Consider the following 17550-nt stretch of genomic DNA (forward strand, 5'->3'; position numbering starts at 1 on the left):
CGACTTTTATGCGCGTCCGCGACGGACATCCCCTATGGCGTTTCACGATTCCGGTACGGCCGATCCGCTGTCCTTACACGGCGTCGTCCCGCCGACCGTTACGGCCTTCTACGACGACGAGTCGGTCGACTACGAGACGACGGCCGACCACGCTCGGTTCGTCGTCGACCGCGGCGCACACGGAGTCTTTCCGCTCGGGACGAACGGCGAGTTCCCGCTCTTGACGGGCGAGGAGCGCCGCGGCGTCGTCGAAGCGGTCGTGGAGGAAGTCGACGACGTTCCAGTCATCGCCGGCGTCGGTGCGCCGAGCACACACGAGACCATCTCACACGCAGAACACGCGGAGTCGGTCGGCGTCGACGGCATCGTCGTCGTCACGCCCTATTACTATCCACTCGACCACGAGGCTGCCCTGACCCACTACCGACGCGTTGCCGAATCCGTCTCCGTGCCGATCTACATCTACCACATTCCGAGCAAGACGGGGAACGAACTCAGCCTCGAGACGCTCGCCGACCTCGCAGCGATCGACGCCGTCGCCGGCGTCAAGGACTCGAGCAAGGACGTGCCGTGGCTCGCCCAGGCGATCGACGGCCACCCCGAACTCACTTTCCTCGCCGGGTCGGACTCGCTCCTGTTCACGGGCCTCTCCATCGGCTGTTCGGGGCTCGTCAGCGCCGTTGCAAACGTCTTTCCGGAACTCGTCGTCGACTGTTACGACGCCTTCGAAGCGGGCGAGGAAGAACGCGCACGCACGCTCCAGAGTCACGTCTTCGACGTTCGCGACGCGTTCAAAGCCGGTGGCGCGTACATGTCCGGCGTCAAGACGGCACTCGAATTACGCGGGTTCGACGCCGGACCGCTTCGTGATCCGCTGCGGCGAAAAGACGCCGAGTCGGCGGCCGAGTTGCGCGAACGACTCGAGTCGATCGACTCGATCGACCTGTCGCGGTAGTCTCGTTCGGTTCGGCCGCGATGTGAGCACCTTTGTGGAACGATACCGTGGACGACTGTATGGAGCTCTCGGCGGAGCAAGCGGCGATCAAGGAGACGGTAGGAGCGTTCGCGAACGAAGAGATTCGCCCGACGGCGATGGAGGCCGACGATCAGCAGTCGTTTCCGGAGGAGGTCTGGGACGGTCTCGCGGATCTCGATCTGACGGGGCTAACGGTCCCCGAAGCCTACGGCGGGTACGACGCAGACCCGCTCACGTCGGCGATCGTCTACGAGGAAGTCGCCTCCGGCATGCTCGCGGTCGCGACGGCGCTGTCCGTCCACTCGCTCGCGACCTCGTGTCTCGCCGAGTTCGGGAGCGAGGAACAACGAGAACGGTGGTTGCCCGAAATGGCGGACGGACGCCCGGTCGGCGCGTTCGCCCTCTCCGAACCCCACGCTGGCTCGAATCCGGCCGAAATGTCGACGGTGGCGAGACGCGAGGGCGACGAGTACGTCATCGACGGCGAGAAGCAGTGGATCACTAACGGCGAGCGCGCAGGCGTCTACATCTGCTTCGCGAAGACGGACCGCGACGATCCCGGCTCCGTCACCCAGTTTCTCGTCCCCGGCGACGTCGACGGTCTCTCCGTCGGCGAGAAGGAGGACAAGTTGGGGCTGCGGGCGAGTGACACCACGAGTCTGACCTTCGATGGCGTGCGTATCCCCGTCGAAAACCGACTCACGGAGGAAGGAAACGGGCTCTCCGCGGCGTTCCACATCCTCACGGGCGGCCGAATCGCCATCGCCGCTCAGTCGGTGGGTCTCGCACAGTGTGCACTCGAGGAAGCCCTCGCCTACAGTCAGGAACGCGAACAGTTCGGTGGCCCCATCGCCGACATTCAGTCGATCCGGCACAAATTGGCCGAGATGGCTACCCGAACTCGAGCGGCACGTTTGCTCACGCGTGACGCTGCTCGGAAGCGACACGAGGCGGACGGCGGCGCGGCACTCGAGGCCAGCATGGCGAAGTACTTCGCCAGCGAGGCGGCCATGGACGTAACCAACGAGGCCGTGCAAATCCACGGCGGCTACGGCTACGTCACCGAGGGCGAGGTCGAGCGACTCTACCGGGACGCAAAGATCACCGAAATCTACGAAGGGACGACGGAAATTCAGAAGACGGTGATCGCACGGGAGTTACTCGAGTGAACACGGTATCGGCAATTTGGGGTCGCGGTCTCTCAGCACCGAAGTCACTATTCGTCTCCCGCTCCTTTCGAACGGTATGAGCGAATACGACGCCGTCGTCTACGATATGGACGGAACCCTCGTCGATCTGGACGTGAACTGGGATCTCGTCGCGACCGACGTCCTCGAGGTGTACGAACGGGCGAACGTCGAACCGCCGAGCAGCGATCTCTGGGATCTTCTCGGTGGGGCAAGCGACGTTGGATTGGGGCCGGACGTCGAGTCGGCAATCGCCACACACGAGCGACAGGGTGCCGAGACTGCGCCACGGCTGGCTCACGCGGAGGAACTCCTCGAGCGATCAGTGCCCGTCGGTGTCTGTTCACTCAACTGCGAGGCTGCCTGCCGAATCGCCCTCGAGGTCCATGACCTCGCTCACGCCGTCGATGCAGTCGTCGGGCGAGACACCGTCGAAACGCGAAAGCCCCACCCAGAGCCGTTGCTCGAGACCGTTCGCGCGCTCGAGGCGGAGCCAGGGTCGTCGCTGTTCGTCGGCGATTCGAAACGAGATCAGCTAACGGCCCAGCGAGCGGGCGTCGCCTTCGAATTCGTCGGTGAGGGTCCATCGGGCGTCTGAGTGTCAGGTCTCGAAATCCGATCTTCCGGTCGCCTCACTCCTGGTGTCGCTTCGCGTACGCGAAGACCGAAATTGCGGTCAAAAACCAGATTGGGGCACCCACACGAATCGCGAACTCGGCTCGAGCGCCCCAGGAGGGGAGGTCGGCGGAGAGCGAGAATACAGCGACGATGGGCGCACCGACGAGGATGGTGACGACGAAGGTAACCTGCATCACCCAACCGTAGTCGACGCCCTCGGGAGCGGTCGTTTCGACGGGTTCTGGCACGACTAGCAGTCGTTACCCGCCCCCCTTAATTTCTCCGAGTTCCTGTTCGTGGTCCGCAGATTTCGTCGTCGATAGCCGGTACGCTCGAGCGGGCCGAAGAACGGTGACGTTTACTTGTCGCGGACGAACGTGTGTGTATGGCTACCGTGCGGGATGTCAGAACGAAGGCAGGGGAGGAAGCGATCACGATGCTAACGGCCTACGATGCTCCGACGGCAGGGATCGTCGACGACGCTGGGGTCGACATCATCCTCGTCGGAGACAGCGTCGGCAACGTCGTCCTCGGCCACGAGACGACCGTTCCCGTCTCCGTCGATGGTATGGCCCACCACGTCGGTGCAGTCGCTCGTGCGACCGAGGAGGCGCTTGTCGTCGCCGACATGCCGTTTCTCTCCTTCGGCGTGGACGAAGCCCAGAGTCTCGAGAACGCCGGACGGATGCTCAAAGAGGAGGGCGCACAGGCCGTCAAACTCGAGAGCGGCCCACACACCGTTTCCCTCACCGAGAAGATGGTCCAACTCGGCATTCCGGTGATGGCTCACCTCGGATTGACCCCACAACACGTCAACCAGTACGGCGGCTACCCACGGCAGGGAACCGATCAGGAGGCCGCCGAGCGGATGCTCGAGTTGGCGCTCGAACACGAGGAGGCGGGGGCCTTCTCGCTCGTTTTAGAGCACGTTCCCGCCAATCTCGCCGCAGAAATCACCGACGCGCTCGACATTCCGACGATCGGAATCGGGGCCGGACCCGACTGCGACGGCCAGGTTCTCGTCTTCGACGACGCCGTCGGCATCAGCGAGTGGACGCCATCGTTCTCCGAGCAGTTCGGGAACGTCCGCGCGGAGATGGAGTCGGCCGTCGACGACTACGTCTCGGCCGTCGAATCCGGCTCGTTCCCAGCCGAAGAGCATAGTCACGAGGAGAGCGACCTCGAGGAGTTGTACTGATTCTCGCCTCTCCGTCTCCGGTCCACGTTCGCCGATACTCCAACCGAGACGGGCCTCGGCCAGACTGCTCTCCGGACGTGTCGGGAGCCGTGTCACTCAGGCGAGCGATAGTTATAAACGATGTCGAGAAACTCGCCGACGGCACCGTTGAAGGACTCGGGTTGTTCGAGCATCGCCAGGTGAGCCGCATCCGCGAGTTCGGCGATCCAGGCGTCGGGAATCTCCTCGGCGAGGTACTCGTGGAACCAGGGTGGTGTGAGCTGATCGTACTCGCCATACATTGCGAGGACGGGTGGCTCGATTTCCGAAAGCTCGTCTCGAACGTCGAACCCGTGGCAGGTGAGGAAATCTCGATGTGTGACCGATTGACCGGTGTCGTTGAGTTGCTGTTTCGATACGTCCTCGAGTCGCGGATCGGGGTCGTGAAAGAGCCGGTTTGGCCCGTGAAGGAACTCGACGGCTCTCTCGAAGTCGTTCGCCAGCCACTCGAGTAAGTCGTCGAGGACGCCGAGTCGCGCGCCGGCTCCCGTCAGGACGACGGCGTCAGGGTCGTACTCGCGCTCGAGAAGGATGTGCATCACGACGGCTCCCCCGAGCGAGTTGCCGACGAGTACCCGACTCTCGGTCTCCTCGACGACGGCCAGTACGTCGTCGGCGTACGCTGAGAGCGTCGTGTACCCCACACTGGCGGCGATGTCGTCAGACTCGCCGTGACCGCTCAAATCGAGCTCCACGATCGGATGTCGATCGGCGAGACGATGCTGTGATCGCCAGATGTTTCGTGAGGCACCGCTCCCGTGGACGAAACAGATCGGTGGCCCGTCGCCGCCGCGGTCGGCGACGTCGTACGCCGTCTCCCGTCCGTGATGTGTTACCAAGTCCATATCAGTTCGAACGGGGGGCAGCGGCTTAAATTCTCGAGACGAACGCGAGTGATGGCCCGTCACTGAGGCGAAGGGCCGTCGGGAAGGGATTCGAACTCGATTTGGTGTGAACTACGAACAACGTTCTTTCCGAGAACACCCCCACGTACCCGCCCTCATTGGGGTCAAATTTATATAGTAGGAGTGCTTACTTTGGGTTAGTTGAACATGAGTCTCGAACAATTCACCCGAAACGAGGGACAGGTTGCTCGTCGCTTCCAATACGACGATGCAGTGGTGTTCGCCGTCGACTTCGGGGCCAGCGAACCCGAGGCCTCGGTCGATCTCGTCGACGAAACCGTTATCGTCGTCATCGGCGAGGACCAGTACGAATTCGAACTGCCCGAGACGGCACATGAGGCGCACACGTTTATCAAAAACGGCGTCCTCACTGTCGAACTGGAGGGCGATCTATGAAACTCACCGTCAAACCACTGAAACAGAAGGACGCAGGCCGTGGACTGGCTGCGATCGACCGCGTCTCGATGCGCGAACTCGACCTCGAGAACGGCGATTACATCCTCATCGAAGGGAAAGACGACAATCAGGCCGTCGCGCGCGTCTGGCCCGGCTATCCCGAAGACGAGGGTCGTGGGATCGTTCGGATCGACGGTCGCCTTCGACAGGAGGCGAACGTCGGCATCGACGATAGCGTGACGATCGAGCCAGCGGACGTCAAACCCGCCAAGTCGGTGACGGTCGCGCTTCCACAGAACCTCCGAATCCGCGGTGACATCGGTCCGCTCGTCCGTGACAAGCTGAGCGGACAGGCCGTCACCGAAGGGCAAACGGTTCCGTTCTCGCTTTCGTTCGGCCCGATGGCTAGCTCTGGTCAGTCGGTCCCGCTGAAGATCGCGAGTACGTCGCCGTCGGGAACCGTCGTCATCACGGACTCGACGAACATCGATATCTCCGAGACGCCGGCCGAGCAGGTCAGTTCCGGTGGCCCCGGCACCTCCGCCGAGGGCGTCCCGAACGTCACCTACGAGGACATCGGTGGGCTGGACGACGAACTCGACCAGGTCCGCGAGATGATCGAGTTGCCGATGCGCCATCCCGAGTTATTCCAGCAACTCGGTATCGAGCCGCCGAAAGGTGTCCTCTTGCACGGTCCACCAGGGACTGGCAAGACGCTGATGGCGAAGGCCGTCGCCAACGAGATCGACGCCCACTTCGAGACGATCTCCGGCCCGGAGATCATGTCGAAGTACTACGGCGAGAGCGAGGAACAACTCCGTGAGGTCTTCGAGGAAGCAGAGGAGAACGCCCCCGCGATTATCTTCATCGACGAACTCGACTCCATCGCCGCCAAACGCGAGGAAGCCGGTGGCGACGTCGAGCGCCGCGTCGTTGCACAGCTTCTCTCGCTGATGGACGGACTCGAGGAACGCGGTCGCGTTACCGTCATCGCTGCGACGAACCGTATCGACGACATCGATCCCGCACTCCGCCGCGGCGGCCGATTCGATCGCGAAATCGAGATCGGGGTGCCGGACAAGGACGGTCGCAAGGAGATTCTGCAGGTTCACACCCGCGGAATGCCACTCGTGGAGGGGATCGACCTCGAGCACTACGCGACGAACACGCACGGTTTCGTCGGTGCCGACCTCGAGAGCCTCGCTCGCGAGGGCGCGATGAACGCGCTCCGTCGAATCCGTCCGGATCTCGATCTCGAGGAAGACGAGATCGACGCCGAAGTCCTCGAGTCGCTCGAGGTCACCGAAGGCGACTTCAAGGAGGCGCTCAAGGGCATTCAACCCTCGGCGATGCGAGAGGTCTTCGTCGAAGTTCCCGACGTCACGTGGAACGACGTCGGTGGACTCGGCGACACGAAAGAACGCCTCCGTGAGACGATCCAGTGGCCACTCGACTACCCCGAGGTCTTCGAGGCCATGGACATGGAAGCGGCCAAAGGCGTCATGATGTTCGGTCCACCCGGTACCGGGAAGACGCTGCTCGCGAAGGCCGTCGCCAACGAGGCCGAGTCGAACTTCATCTCGATCAAAGGCCCCGAACTGCTGAACAAGTACGTCGGGGAGTCCGAGAAAGGAGTCCGCGAAATCTTCGAGAAGGCCCGGTCGAACGCACCGACTGTGATCTTCTTCGACGAAATCGACTCGATCGCTGGCGAACGCGGCCAACGACAGGCCGACTCCGGCGTCGGCGAACGCGTCGTCTCCCAACTGCTGACCGAACTCGACGGACTCGAGGAACTCGAGGACGTCGTCGTCATCGCGACGACCAATCGACCGGATCTGATCGACAAAGCGCTGCTCCGTCCGGGTCGCCTGGACAGGCACGTCCACGTGCCCGTCCCCGACGAGGACGCACGCCGGAAGATCTTCGAGGTGCACACCCGTGACAAGCCACTGGCCGACGCTGTCGACCTCGATCAGCTCGCCGCAGAGACGGAAGGCTACGTCGGTGCAGACATCGAAGCCGTCACTCGCGAGGCCTCGATGGCTGCTAGCCGAGAGTTCATCAACTCCGTCGATCCCGACGACATCGATGACACCATCGGCAACGTCCGGATCGGCACGGAGCACTTCGAGCACGCACTCGAAGAGGTCAAACCGAGCGTGACTCCGGAGACGCGCGAACGCTACGAAGAGATCGAAGAGCAGTTCCAGCAAGCCGAGCCAGCCGAGGAACAGGACCAACTCGGTCGAACGTTCCAGTAACGTCCGAGTGACGCCGAGTGCGTCTCTCCGCTCCCGTTCGTTCCATTATTTTGCTGTTTGTCCCAGAGACGAACGGTAACGGCGCGTATCGAGACCGATACGTCGACGCACTATCAATCGTCAGCACCGCTACTCGAGTGGGTGCTCGAGTCGCCACCGGACGGACGTGGGCGAATCACCAGCCTGACGGAGATTGCTGCACCGACGAGGGCGAACAACGCGAGCGTCGCGAAGAGGGCGGCGACCGAGACGTGATCGAGCAAGAACCCGCCCAGAGAGATGCTGAGCGCCCCGAGTCCGAACATACCCAGATACGTGTAGCCGTAGGAAAGCCCGCGCGTCTCCGGCGGCGTGTAGACCGCAACGGCTTCCTGATAGAAGGGCTCGATGGCGAACAGCGAGAAGCCGAGGACGAGACAGTAGGCGACGACGGCGAGCAGCCCCATCGACGACACCGGGACGAACGCTGGCGCGAGAATCGCCAACCCGAGGAAGACGACGACGAGCCCCCTCGAGACGGCGATGCGATCGGTCAACTTCCCGCCGACGTACTGTCCAGCCATTCCCGCGACGAGCAACCCGACGTAGACGTAATCGCCGAGGGAGAGTTCCTCGAGGCCGCCCGGCGGCTCGATCCCGTCCATCGCCGGCAGTCCGTGGAGTAACTCTGGAAGGTAGGTTAACACCCCGCGGTAGTAGAGGCCGACGAACGTGACGATCGCGAAGACGAGGAGAAACGAACTCGCGAACAGCGTTCGCGAATTGGTGAGGAACTCGCTCACGCCGCCAGATTCGTTTCGACCCTCAGTCGAGGCACGCTCTTCTGGATTCGTCGAATCGAGTGCAGCAGTCGGATCGAACTCGAGGCGGAGGCCGTAGAGCGTCGCCAGAATCCCCGGTATCGCGAGAATCACGATGACGAGTCGCCAATCGAACGCGAGCAGCAAGGTCGCCGTCGCAAACGGCCCGAGTGCGATCCCGACGTTGCCGGCGATGCCGTGCCGGGCGAAAACCGTCCCGCGGCGTTCGACACCCGTACTGATGAGTGCGAGCCCCGCCGGATGGTAGATGCTGGCGAGAACACCCCAACAGAGGAGACTGATCGCGATGGCGTAGATCGACGGTGCGATCGCCAGCGTCGCGAACGCGACGCTCATCCCGGTGAGACAGACTAACACGAGTTTTCGCGGGCCGTAGCGATCGACCAGGACGCCGGCGGGCAACGCGCCGAGTCCGAACGGTGCGTAGCCGAGGGCGACGATCACGCCAACGAGCGCGACGCTCGCGTCGAAGGCCTCGAGCCAGACGACGAGCAAAATCGGAATCGCCAGTTCGAACCAGTGGACGATTCCGTGGGCGAGCATGGTGAACGAGGCGATGGCGCTGTCGTTCTCATCGAGTCCCACGGCTACACCACCTCATCGGCCCTCAGTTCCGTCCTCACGACTGTCGCGTTCCATATCTCGTCGTACGGGTTCGTCACTACGGCGATCACGTCGGTCGATTCGGTAGCCACTACGGCGAGATTCTCGGCGTCGCAGTTAGGCGTGCTGAAATGCCCTCACTCGAGGTCCTCGAGCACGGCTTCGGCGTGGCCCTCGGGCGACACACCCTCGTAGACTTCCTCGATTCGGCCCTCGGGACCGACGACATAGGTGTTCCGGAAGACGCCGTCGAACGTGTTTCCGAACAGTTGCTTCTCGCCGTAGGATTCGTACAGGGTGGCAACCTCGCCGTACTCGTCCGAGAGCAGGTCGAACGAGAGGTCGTACTCTCCGGCGAAGGACTCGAGGTCGTCGACCGGGTCGTCGCTGATGCCGACGATGTGCGCGTCGAGATCCGCGAACGCCGGTTTGGCGTCGTCGAACTCACAGGCCTCGGTCGTACAGCCGTCGGTGTTCGCACGCGGGTAGAAGTAGACGACGAGTCGCTGGCCGTCGAAATCGGATCGGCGGACGGAGTCGCCGCGTTGATTCGGCAGTTCGAACTCGGGTGCGTCATCGCCAACGTCGAGCATGGCCGTGAGTTCGCGACGGTCGATGTAGGCATTGTGGTTTCCCTTGAAAACGTCCCTCCGCAAAACGAGTGCTCACTCGAGCGATTCGGCGGCTTCTTGCTCGAGCAACGGTGTGGCGTTTTGTTCGGGGAGCGTAACGATGTCGTCGGTCGACAGCGAGTACTCGCGCTCGTCGACGCCGAGAATCTGTCCGATGTCTCGAGTGATTTTGACGGTGACGCGTTCGACGGGCGACGATTCGTCTTCGTTGGGAGTCGTGGAACCGTCCGAATCGCGTTCCGCTTCGGTTTCCGCGGATGGCTGTGAGGTGTCTTCGTCGTCGACCGTCGGGCCGTCACCGCCCATTACGTCCGCTGGTGTGACGCCACTGTCGACACCATCCGCGTTCGCCACTTGAGTAGACTCATCGTCCGTCGACGCTGCCGGCGAGTCCTGGGGCGGCACCGGCGGTGGGTCGTCGCCGGGGTCCTCGGGGACAGCGTGATCGGCCCCACTCGAGTCCGATCGGGCCGGGTCGCTGGTACCGGGCGAACCGTCGCCAGCGGCCGAGACACTCGAGTCGCTGGCTGTGCTCGCCGGTGAGTCGGTGTCGACTCCCTCGAGCACGTCGAGGACGCGGGATTTGTTCGAGGAAATTCGCTCGACGAGGTCGTCGAAGAGGTCGACTTCCTCCGCGGTCAGGCCTTCGTCGTTAGCCGGCATTCCGGCCGCGGCGAGACTCGCCTGTTTGACGAGTTTGCCCATTCGTCGCTCGTAGATGGCTTCGACGACGTCTTTGGCGGTTTCGATCTCGTCGGTGAGTCGGCCGACTTCGGGCGAGGAAAAGGGATCGTCGGCCTGTTCGGCGACGCGATCGCGTTCGTCCTCGAGATCGGCGATATATTCGCCGACCTCCTGATAGAACGAGGGGCGCAGATTCTGGAGGCTGTCCTTCTGGCGCTCCTTGCTCTGGACCGAACGCAACTCGTCTAAATTCATTCTTTCTCTTTTTCGGCTCTGCCGCGTGCCATCAGGAACACGGCAACGTACTCTCTTAGTGACTGGTCTCCCTCCGAGACCGTAAAGCTATCCCCACCGAGTTCGATCTCGCCACCCTGGGTCACGTCGACGGCAATTTCGTGCTCGCGGAAGGTCTCTGGGACGGCGTCGTCGAGCGGATCGAAGTCCGCGATTTCGTCGCGTCCGAGTCGCACCGTCTTCAGTCCGCTCCCGCCGTGGAGGCTCCCCGGAAGCCGAATGAGTCGATTCGTGTCGGTCGTCACGGGCTCGTCGATCGGGGCGTTGTCGCGTTCGACGGCCTGCTTCGCGAATCGCTCGGCCAACTGTGCGACGGCCGTGTGGACGGTGACGTTGCCCGCCTCGAGTTGCTCGCGGTTGTTTCGGGCCGCGTTGAGCGTTGCCGTTGCCTTCCCCTCGCCGATTCCGTCGAACGCCTGGAGTCGCTCGAGGGCGGCTTCTTCCTCCAGTTCGAGCAACTCGTCGACGAACGCCATGAGGTGGTCGTGCGTGCGCCCGCCCCAGCCGCCGTCGACCTCGAGCGTCCGTCGCTCCGTCGGCGTCTTGCGGCCGAGACCGGCGACGGTTTCGGCCTCGATCAGTTCCTCGAAGTCCATGCCGATGCCCCGAACGTAATCGACGACCTCGCGGCGATGTTCGCGCTCGAGGTGGAGAATATTCTCGTCTCGGACGTGAACATGGTATCCGCGACCGCCGGAGAAGACGATCTCGAGGTCCTCGAACCCGAAGTCGTTCTCGAGGAACTCGAGGAGTCGCATGAGGGCGTCTTTACACTTCGCGAGCATCTCGGCGTAGGAGTCCTCGCCGAGGGTTACACTCGGCAGGTGGTCGGCGTCGAGGTCGAAGACGAGGTCGGCCGATTGCCAATCCTTCTCGTTCATCGAACTCGCGCCGGGATCGCGAAAGCGCCCCGCCGAGAAGTAGACGTGGCGCGGTCGTTTTCGGACGAGAAACTCCGAGATATCGCCTAACTCGAGGAGCGACCGGTGACGGACCATGGTCGTGTCGGGGCCGTCGGTCCAGGGGATGAATCCCCACTCGCGTTCGTTCGCCGCGGGTGGCGGCGTGATCTCTGTCCGTCGGTAGTGATCACGAAATCGACCCCGAAGATAGGCTCTCGTTCGCTCCTCCATGCACCTGACGTAGTCATCGATACGGGACTATAGTTGTGCCGGACTGTTCTGGACGCTGGCGGGTGTCGGTAGATTCGACAGGTTCGCTGAGACGAGTGCTGACGCCGTGTGACACGTCGCGCGTCGTTCGCTAACCGTCAGGAACCGACCAGAAGCGACCGTCGCGTGTTAGCGTCGCATCAGATCCGAGATTTTGTCGGTGATGCCGACGTCGGAGCCGAGTTTCAGGTAGTAGGCGTCGCCGCCGTCCTCGTAGTAGTCGTCGATTCGGCGTTTAATCTCGAAGCCGAGATGTTCGTAGAACTGGAGGGCGTTTTCGTTGCTCGTTCGAGCGTGGCAGGTGATCGTATCGTTGTCCGCTGCGACGCGGGCGATCAGTTGCTTGCCGATTCCCTCGCCGCGGAGTTTGGGCGACACTGCTAGAAAGAGGATGTATCCGTCGCGACGAACGGCTGCAAATCCGACTAGCTCGCCTTCCTGAACGTAACAGTGGACCGTCGAACGACGAAACGCATCGGAGAAGAAGTTGCGTCGCTGCTTGAGTACGCCTTCCTGGCGATTGATCTCCTCTTTGAGTTGCCAGGCCGCGTCGACGAGGTCGTCGTTGCCCGGCGGGACGACACGACTGTCGATGTTGACGCTCACTAGCTGGTTCTACCAGCGTGGTCAATATAATTCCACCGGCAGCCACCGACCACACGGTCGATCGTGTCGGATCGACACGACGTGATCGAAACCGACGGGCATACCACCATCGTCGTCGAATCCGAACGCATCGAGTGATGACACGATCACAGGACGAGCGGTTCGAACTCCGCGACCACACGGCTGACATCGCGGTCGAAGCGACCGGCGACTCCCTCGAGGACGTCTTCGGTGCCGTCGCCGACGGACTCGCAGCCGCCTCCTGTGATTCGATTCCGGAGGAGGCGACGGAGCGCTTTTCCCTCGAGGTGAGCGCCGAAGGTCTCGAGGCCCTCCTGTTTGACTATCTCGACGAACTGATATACCTGCGAGACGTGCGAGCGGAACTCCCGGTCGACCACCACGTCGAGCAAATTCGAGGGCCAGAGGACGAATCTGCGGCCGACGCGACAGGGACGACCGACGACACCGACACAGCTGCTGCCGACGAGTGGGTGCTCGAGGCCAGCGCGCGCGGCGTCTCACTCGCGGATATCCACGCTCGAGAGATCAAAGCGGTGACGTACTCGGAGATGCGCCTCGAGCGGTTCGACGATGACGGCGGGGGAGACGGCTGGGAAGCGTACGTCGTCTTCGACGTCTGAACGACGGTAACTGTCCGCTCGAGCGACGATACGAAGCCCTTTCACCGTCGGGAACCGACGTACACGTATGAGCAACGCCACGTTCGACGCCGACGGAATCACGCTTGAGCAGGTGCGTGAGTACGTCTGGGAGGTTCCACAGACGGGGAACATGCGCGCGCCCGCTCGTTTCCTGGCGAGCGAAGCGCTTCTCGAGGAGATCACGGAAGACAAAACGCTCGAGCAGATTTCGAACACGACCCACCTGCCGGGGATCACGAATCACGCGATCTGCATGCCCGACGGCCACCAGGGATACGGTTTTCCGGTCGGCGGCGTCGGTGCACTCGACGCCGAAGACGGCTGTATCTCCCCCGGAGCAGTAGGATACGACATCAACTGCGGTGTCCGGATGATGCGAACGAACCTGACCTACGACGACCTCCAGGGCCGCGAGGAGGAACTCGTCGACTCCCTCTTTGCAAACATCCCGTCGGGACTCGGTGGCGGTGGCATCGTCGAGGCTGACGTCGACACCGTCGACGAGATCCTCGCACGTGGTGTCGATTGGGCCCTCGAGAACGGCCACGCCGTCGAAGCGGATCTGCTCCACTGTGAAGACGAGGGAATGCGAGAGGGTGCGGATCCCTCGAAGGTCTCCCAGAAGGCCAAAGACCGCGGGAAAAACCAGATCGGTTCGCTCGGGTCGGGGAATCACTTCCTCGAGGTCCAGCGGGTGACTGACGTCTTCGACGACGAGGTCGGCGACGCGTTCGGACTCGAGGAAGACCAGATCGTGGTTCTCATCCACTGTGGCTCGCGCGGACTGGGTCACCAGACGTGTAACGATTACCTCCGGAAGATCGAGAAACAACACCAGGGCTTGCTGAATCAGCTCCCGGACAAAGAGCTGGCCGCAGCGCCCGCTGGCTCTCAACTCGCTGAGGACTACTACGCGGCGATGAACGCGGCGATCAACTTCGCGTGGGTCAACCGACAGCTGATCATGCATCGCACGCGGCAGGTGTTCGAACGCGTCTTCGAGCGCTCGTGGGAGGCGATGGAGATGGACCTGCTCTACGACGTGGCCCACAATATCGCGAAGAAGGAGACGCACGATGTCGACGGCGAGGAGCGGGAACTCTTCGTCCACCGAAAGGGCGCGACTCGAGCGTTCCCCGCTGGCCACCCCGAAGTGCCGAAAGCGTACCGCGACGTCGGCCAGCCGGTCATCATCCCCGGCAGCATGGGCGCGGGTAGCTACGTCCTTCGCGGCGGCGAGAACTCGATGGATCTCACGTTCGGCTCGACGGCCCACGGCGCGGGGCGGCTAATGAGTCGAACGCAGGCGAAAGACGAGTTCTGGGGCGGCGACGTGCAGGACGAACTCGAGGAACAAGACCAGATTTACGTCAAAGCACAGTCGGGTGCGACGGTCGCCGAGGAAGCACCCGGCGTCTACAAGGACGTCGACGAGGTCGTCCGCGTCTCGGACGAACTCGGGATTGGCGACAAGGTTGCGCGGACGTTCCCCGTGTGTAATATCAAGGGCTAGTGACGCGGTAGCGCTGTGTTGCCGTTCTCGTCTTCGGTTACTACTGGCGCGGTTGTACCGGAAGGGTATCCCACACTAACAGTTACCTACCGAGACAACGGAGAACCGCGTTGCGCTCGAGGAAGCGATGATTTGATCCGACGAGCATCGCTGTTGGCTGTAAACAGCCGGCAAGCAGATATCACACTGCCTAACTCACACTCTCGAGACAGCCGATCGAACCGACTGTCTGTCGCGTTAACACTACGATTGAAACCGCGCTACGACGTTCGCCGAGAGGATACTCCCGCCCGAGACAAGTCCTGCGAGCCCGAAGAGCAGTCCGACCCCGTTCACGATCGTCGCTGCGGTCGAACCGTCGCTATCTTCGTCCCCGTCGCTGTCGTCGCCTTCGTCTTCTGCTTCGGACGCTTCTGAAGCCGCGTCATCGTCGACGTCGAGTTCGAGGGCCAATTCGAGTTCGAACCAGTTGGTCCCCTCGTCGACTGACGGCAGGTCGAGTTCCGAATCGATGATGCTGTCGCCGGTCGTGTCGTCGACGACGAACTCGTTGTCGACCAGTGTGGCCGCTCCGGATTCATCCGAGGCGTCGCTCGCGCCCTCGAGCGAGCCGCTTTCACCGGTGGTCGTGTCAATTTCGAACGCAAACTGTCTGTCTTCGTCGCCTTCGATCGCAACCTCGAGTTCGCCTTCGATCGTCATCTCGCCGGTTTCGTCGTCGATCGTACCGGAGAGACCGTCCGGGGCGTCGACTTCAGCTTCGATGCCCGAGTCTGTCTCGAGGTTAGGGAACGTGACGCCCGTTGACTCCCAGGAGTCGCCGTCGATCTCGCCGACGATCTGGATATGTTCGTCGTCCTCACCCTGTGCCGGGAACTCGAGGCCTTCTTCGAACGCTTCGTCCCGATCCGCGTCCTCGGCGAAGGAGATGAAACCGCCCTGACTGTGTGCGATGAACGTGTCGTCACCAGCGCCCTCCTCGTTGTCACCAGCGCCCTCCTCGTCGTCACCCGATTCGTTCGACTCACTGACTTCGATATCGGTCGTTTCGCTGTCGTCCTCGCTTTCGATCTCCGCCGTGTACTCGCCGGTGTCGTCCGTGTCGGGCTCCCACTCGAGAGATACCGTTTCTTCCTCGTCGGCCTCGATTTCGACGGTTTCGCTCGTCGACTCGTCGCCGAGCGAGACCGTGACATCTTGTTCCCCAGTGTCGCTGCCGGTGTTGTGGACGGTGCCAGCCACTTCGTGCGTTTCGCCCGGTTCTCCGTCGTCGGCGTCGATGTCAACGTCGAATTCGGTGTCGCCTTCCTCGAGGGTCACGTCCTGTTCGGTCGTTTCGCCCTCAGACACGTCTACCTCGACGGTTGACTCGGCGTAGCCGTCGGCATCGACCTGAAGATCGTGGCTACCCTGATCGAGCGCGACGTCGTACGCCCCGTCGCTGTCGGTTTCCGTAGAGCCGACGCCATCAGCCGATTCGACGGTGGCATCCTCGATCGGCTCGCCGTCTTCGTTCTCGACGACGCCTTCGACTGTTCCACTCGCCGCCTCGACTTCGTCGAGATCGAGATCGAGGTCGAGTTCGAACCAGTTAGTTCCCTCCTCGGTCGAGGGTAGTCCGAGCGAACTGTCGATGACGCTGTCGCCAGTCCGGTCCTCAACGAGGAACTCGTTGTCGACGAGCGTCACCGCTCCGCCATCCTCGTCAAAATCGTCGTCGCCGCTAAGTTCGTTGCTATCGTCCGTCGTGCTACCAATTTCGAACTGGAACGACGTGTCCTCGTCCCCATCGACGAGAACCGTTAGTTCACCTTCGGTCGCCATCATCTCGCCGTCGTCTATCTCGCCCGATAGTCCGTCGCGAGCCTCCACTTCGGCATCGGCCGCCCCTGCGTCAAGCGTCGGGAACGAAACGCTGGTCGACTCCCACGTTCCGTCGTCGAAGACGGCGCCCTCGATCTCGATCGGATCGTCACCGTCGTCTGCGACCGGGAACGAAACGCCATCATCCTCCGCGTCGGCAGCCGTTCCGTCCTCGTCGAACGCGATGAATCCGCCTTGGCTCTCCGTCGTAAACTCGCCGACCTGTGCGCCCTCAGTCGGTGACTCGTCGCTGGGTTCGGTGATTTCGACTTCGTCCGACCCCCAATGAATCTCGTCGTCGTCGTACTCCGAGAGTCCCGTTTTTCCCCACCACATCGTCGACTCGTCCTGGACGTCGACCGTCGCTGTCTCGCCGCCGTCGCCGACGGCGACGAACTCGACCGTCGCGACCGTGGTGTCCATCGCTGGCGTTCCATCGCCGTCACCGATAATTTTGTCGACACCTTCGTCGCTGGTTGTTTCGAGGAAGCTCGGCACCCACTCGACGGCGACCGTTCCGTCGCCAGTCTCGACTTCGAGGTCCTCATCGTCGGCGAGCAACGTCTCGGCGTCGGTAAACGCGAGCTGATCGTCGTCGTAGTCGATGTCGAGTTCAAAGCCGGTAATCTCCGCGTCCTCATCGTCGTCAACCAACTGGTTTGCCTCGATATCGACGCTTACTCGCTCACCTGCTTCCGTCGAGGTGTTCTCCGGTGTGACCTCGTGATCGGCGTCTGCCGATCCCGATGCTGATAGTGCACCGACGCTACCCGCCGACGTGTGCGATGACTCGAGCGCGGCCGTCCGATCGGTTGGCTCCGCAGCGCTGTCGGTCGCCATCACGGACCCGCCAGCCAACCCAAGCACCGAGGTAATGAGGAGTACTGCCATTATTGTGACGACAATAGATCGGCGTTGGTGTCGCCGATCTAAGGTACGCTGGCTATCGGTGGTCAGTTTCATCTCTGCACGATACATTCACACACACGGTTTTATTTGTATTGGTGACTTTCACCCATATTGATTTGGGCAGTATCGGTTAGTAGAAATAATCGGCTTAGATGCTCTAGAAACAGATATCTAGGCCGATCTAGATAATGGGGGATGTGTGTCG

16 protein-coding genes are annotated in these 17550 nt (G+C 62.3%); 8 read left to right on the forward strand and 8 right to left on the reverse strand.

The window, feature by feature from the left end:
- Positions 1-34: 34 nt before the first annotated feature.
- The 3 genes from BLW62_RS09795 (at position 35) to BLW62_RS09805 (ending at position 2761) form a co-directional block, all read left to right on the forward strand.
- Entirely contained in the window at positions 35-955 is a 921-nt protein-coding gene (locus BLW62_RS09795) for a dihydrodipicolinate synthase family protein (protein ID WP_090506888.1), read from the forward strand.
- A 59-nt stretch (positions 956-1014) separates the two neighbouring features.
- The gene (locus BLW62_RS09800) at positions 1015-2145 is read left to right on the forward strand and encodes an acyl-CoA dehydrogenase family protein (protein ID WP_090506889.1); all 1131 of its coding nucleotides are present in this window, start codon (positions 1015-1017) and stop codon (positions 2143-2145) included.
- 76 nt (positions 2146-2221) lie between these two features.
- Positions 2222-2761, forward strand: a complete 540-nt coding sequence (locus BLW62_RS09805; RefSeq protein WP_090506890.1) for an HAD family hydrolase — start codon at positions 2222-2224, stop codon at positions 2759-2761.
- A 34-nt stretch (positions 2762-2795) separates the two neighbouring features.
- On the opposite strand, the gene BLW62_RS09810 is transcribed toward BLW62_RS09805, so the two are convergent.
- Positions 2796-3029 (reverse strand): DUF5822 domain-containing protein, encoded by a 234-nt coding sequence (locus BLW62_RS09810; protein WP_076582386.1) that lies wholly within the window; start codon positions 3027-3029, stop codon positions 2796-2798.
- A 137-nt stretch (positions 3030-3166) separates the two neighbouring features.
- Between BLW62_RS09810 and panB the strand changes: the two genes are divergently transcribed.
- Positions 3167-3979, forward strand: coding sequence for a 3-methyl-2-oxobutanoate hydroxymethyltransferase (gene panB / locus BLW62_RS09815; protein ID WP_090506891.1), 813 nt, complete (start codon positions 3167-3169; stop codon positions 3977-3979).
- A gap of 92 nt (positions 3980-4071) precedes the next feature.
- Here panB and BLW62_RS09820 read toward each other — a convergent pair whose 3' ends face one another.
- On the reverse strand, positions 4072-4863 hold the full coding sequence (locus BLW62_RS09820) for an alpha/beta fold hydrolase (RefSeq protein ID WP_090506892.1): 792 nt from the start codon (positions 4861-4863) through the stop codon (positions 4072-4074).
- A gap of 207 nt (positions 4864-5070) precedes the next feature.
- Here BLW62_RS09820 and BLW62_RS09825 point away from each other — a divergent pair, with 207 nt between their 5' ends.
- Both BLW62_RS09825 and BLW62_RS09830 read left to right on the forward strand, forming a co-directional pair.
- Positions 5071-5319 (forward strand): DUF7127 family protein, encoded by a 249-nt coding sequence (locus tag BLW62_RS09825; protein ID WP_090506893.1) that lies wholly within the window; start codon positions 5071-5073, stop codon positions 5317-5319.
- Complete coding sequence (locus tag BLW62_RS09830; RefSeq protein ID WP_090506894.1) at positions 5316-7583, forward strand: CDC48 family AAA ATPase; 2268 nt, start codon at positions 5316-5318, stop codon at positions 7581-7583. The genes BLW62_RS09825 and BLW62_RS09830 overlap by 4 nt, the downstream gene beginning before the upstream one ends.
- 113 nt (positions 7584-7696) lie before the next feature.
- Here the strand turns inward: BLW62_RS09830 and BLW62_RS09835 are convergent, their stop codons facing one another.
- The 5 genes from BLW62_RS09835 to BLW62_RS09855 form a co-directional block, all read right to left on the reverse strand.
- Entirely contained in the window at positions 7697-8989 is a 1293-nt protein-coding gene (locus tag BLW62_RS09835; protein ID WP_090506895.1) for an MFS transporter, read from the reverse strand.
- Positions 8990-9144: 155 nt separating this feature from the next.
- Positions 9145-9600, reverse strand: a complete 456-nt coding sequence (locus BLW62_RS09840) for a peroxiredoxin (RefSeq protein ID WP_090507564.1) — start codon at positions 9598-9600, stop codon at positions 9145-9147.
- 72 nt (positions 9601-9672) lie between these two features.
- Positions 9673-10578 (reverse strand): DNA replication complex subunit Gins51, encoded by a 906-nt coding sequence (locus BLW62_RS09845; protein WP_090506896.1) that lies wholly within the window; start codon positions 10576-10578, stop codon positions 9673-9675.
- Entirely contained in the window at positions 10575-11750 is a 1176-nt protein-coding gene (priS, locus tag BLW62_RS09850; protein ID WP_090506897.1) for a DNA primase small subunit PriS, read from the reverse strand. The genes BLW62_RS09845 and priS overlap by 4 nt, the downstream gene beginning before the upstream one ends.
- A gap of 168 nt (positions 11751-11918) precedes the next feature.
- Entirely contained in the window at positions 11919-12395 is a 477-nt protein-coding gene (locus BLW62_RS09855) for a GNAT family N-acetyltransferase (protein WP_090506898.1), read from the reverse strand.
- A gap of 137 nt (positions 12396-12532) precedes the next feature.
- On the opposite strand from BLW62_RS09855, the gene BLW62_RS09860 reads away from it, so the two are divergent.
- Both BLW62_RS09860 and BLW62_RS09865 read left to right on the forward strand, forming a co-directional pair.
- The gene (locus tag BLW62_RS09860; protein WP_090506899.1) at positions 12533-13039 is read left to right on the forward strand and encodes an archease; all 507 of its coding nucleotides are present in this window, start codon (positions 12533-12535) and stop codon (positions 13037-13039) included.
- 67 nt (positions 13040-13106) lie between these two features.
- The gene (locus BLW62_RS09865) at positions 13107-14573 is read left to right on the forward strand and encodes an RtcB family protein (RefSeq protein WP_090506900.1); all 1467 of its coding nucleotides are present in this window, start codon (positions 13107-13109) and stop codon (positions 14571-14573) included.
- A 243-nt stretch (positions 14574-14816) separates the two neighbouring features.
- On the opposite strand, the gene BLW62_RS09870 is transcribed toward BLW62_RS09865, so the two are convergent.
- Entirely contained in the window at positions 14817-17327 is a 2511-nt protein-coding gene (locus BLW62_RS09870; protein ID WP_090506901.1) for a carboxypeptidase regulatory-like domain-containing protein, read from the reverse strand.
- Positions 17328-17550: the final 223 nt, after the last annotated feature.

This window comes from Natronorubrum sediminis (assembly GCF_900108095.1).
GTDB lineage: Archaea > Halobacteriota > Halobacteria > Halobacteriales > Natrialbaceae > Natronorubrum > Natronorubrum sediminis.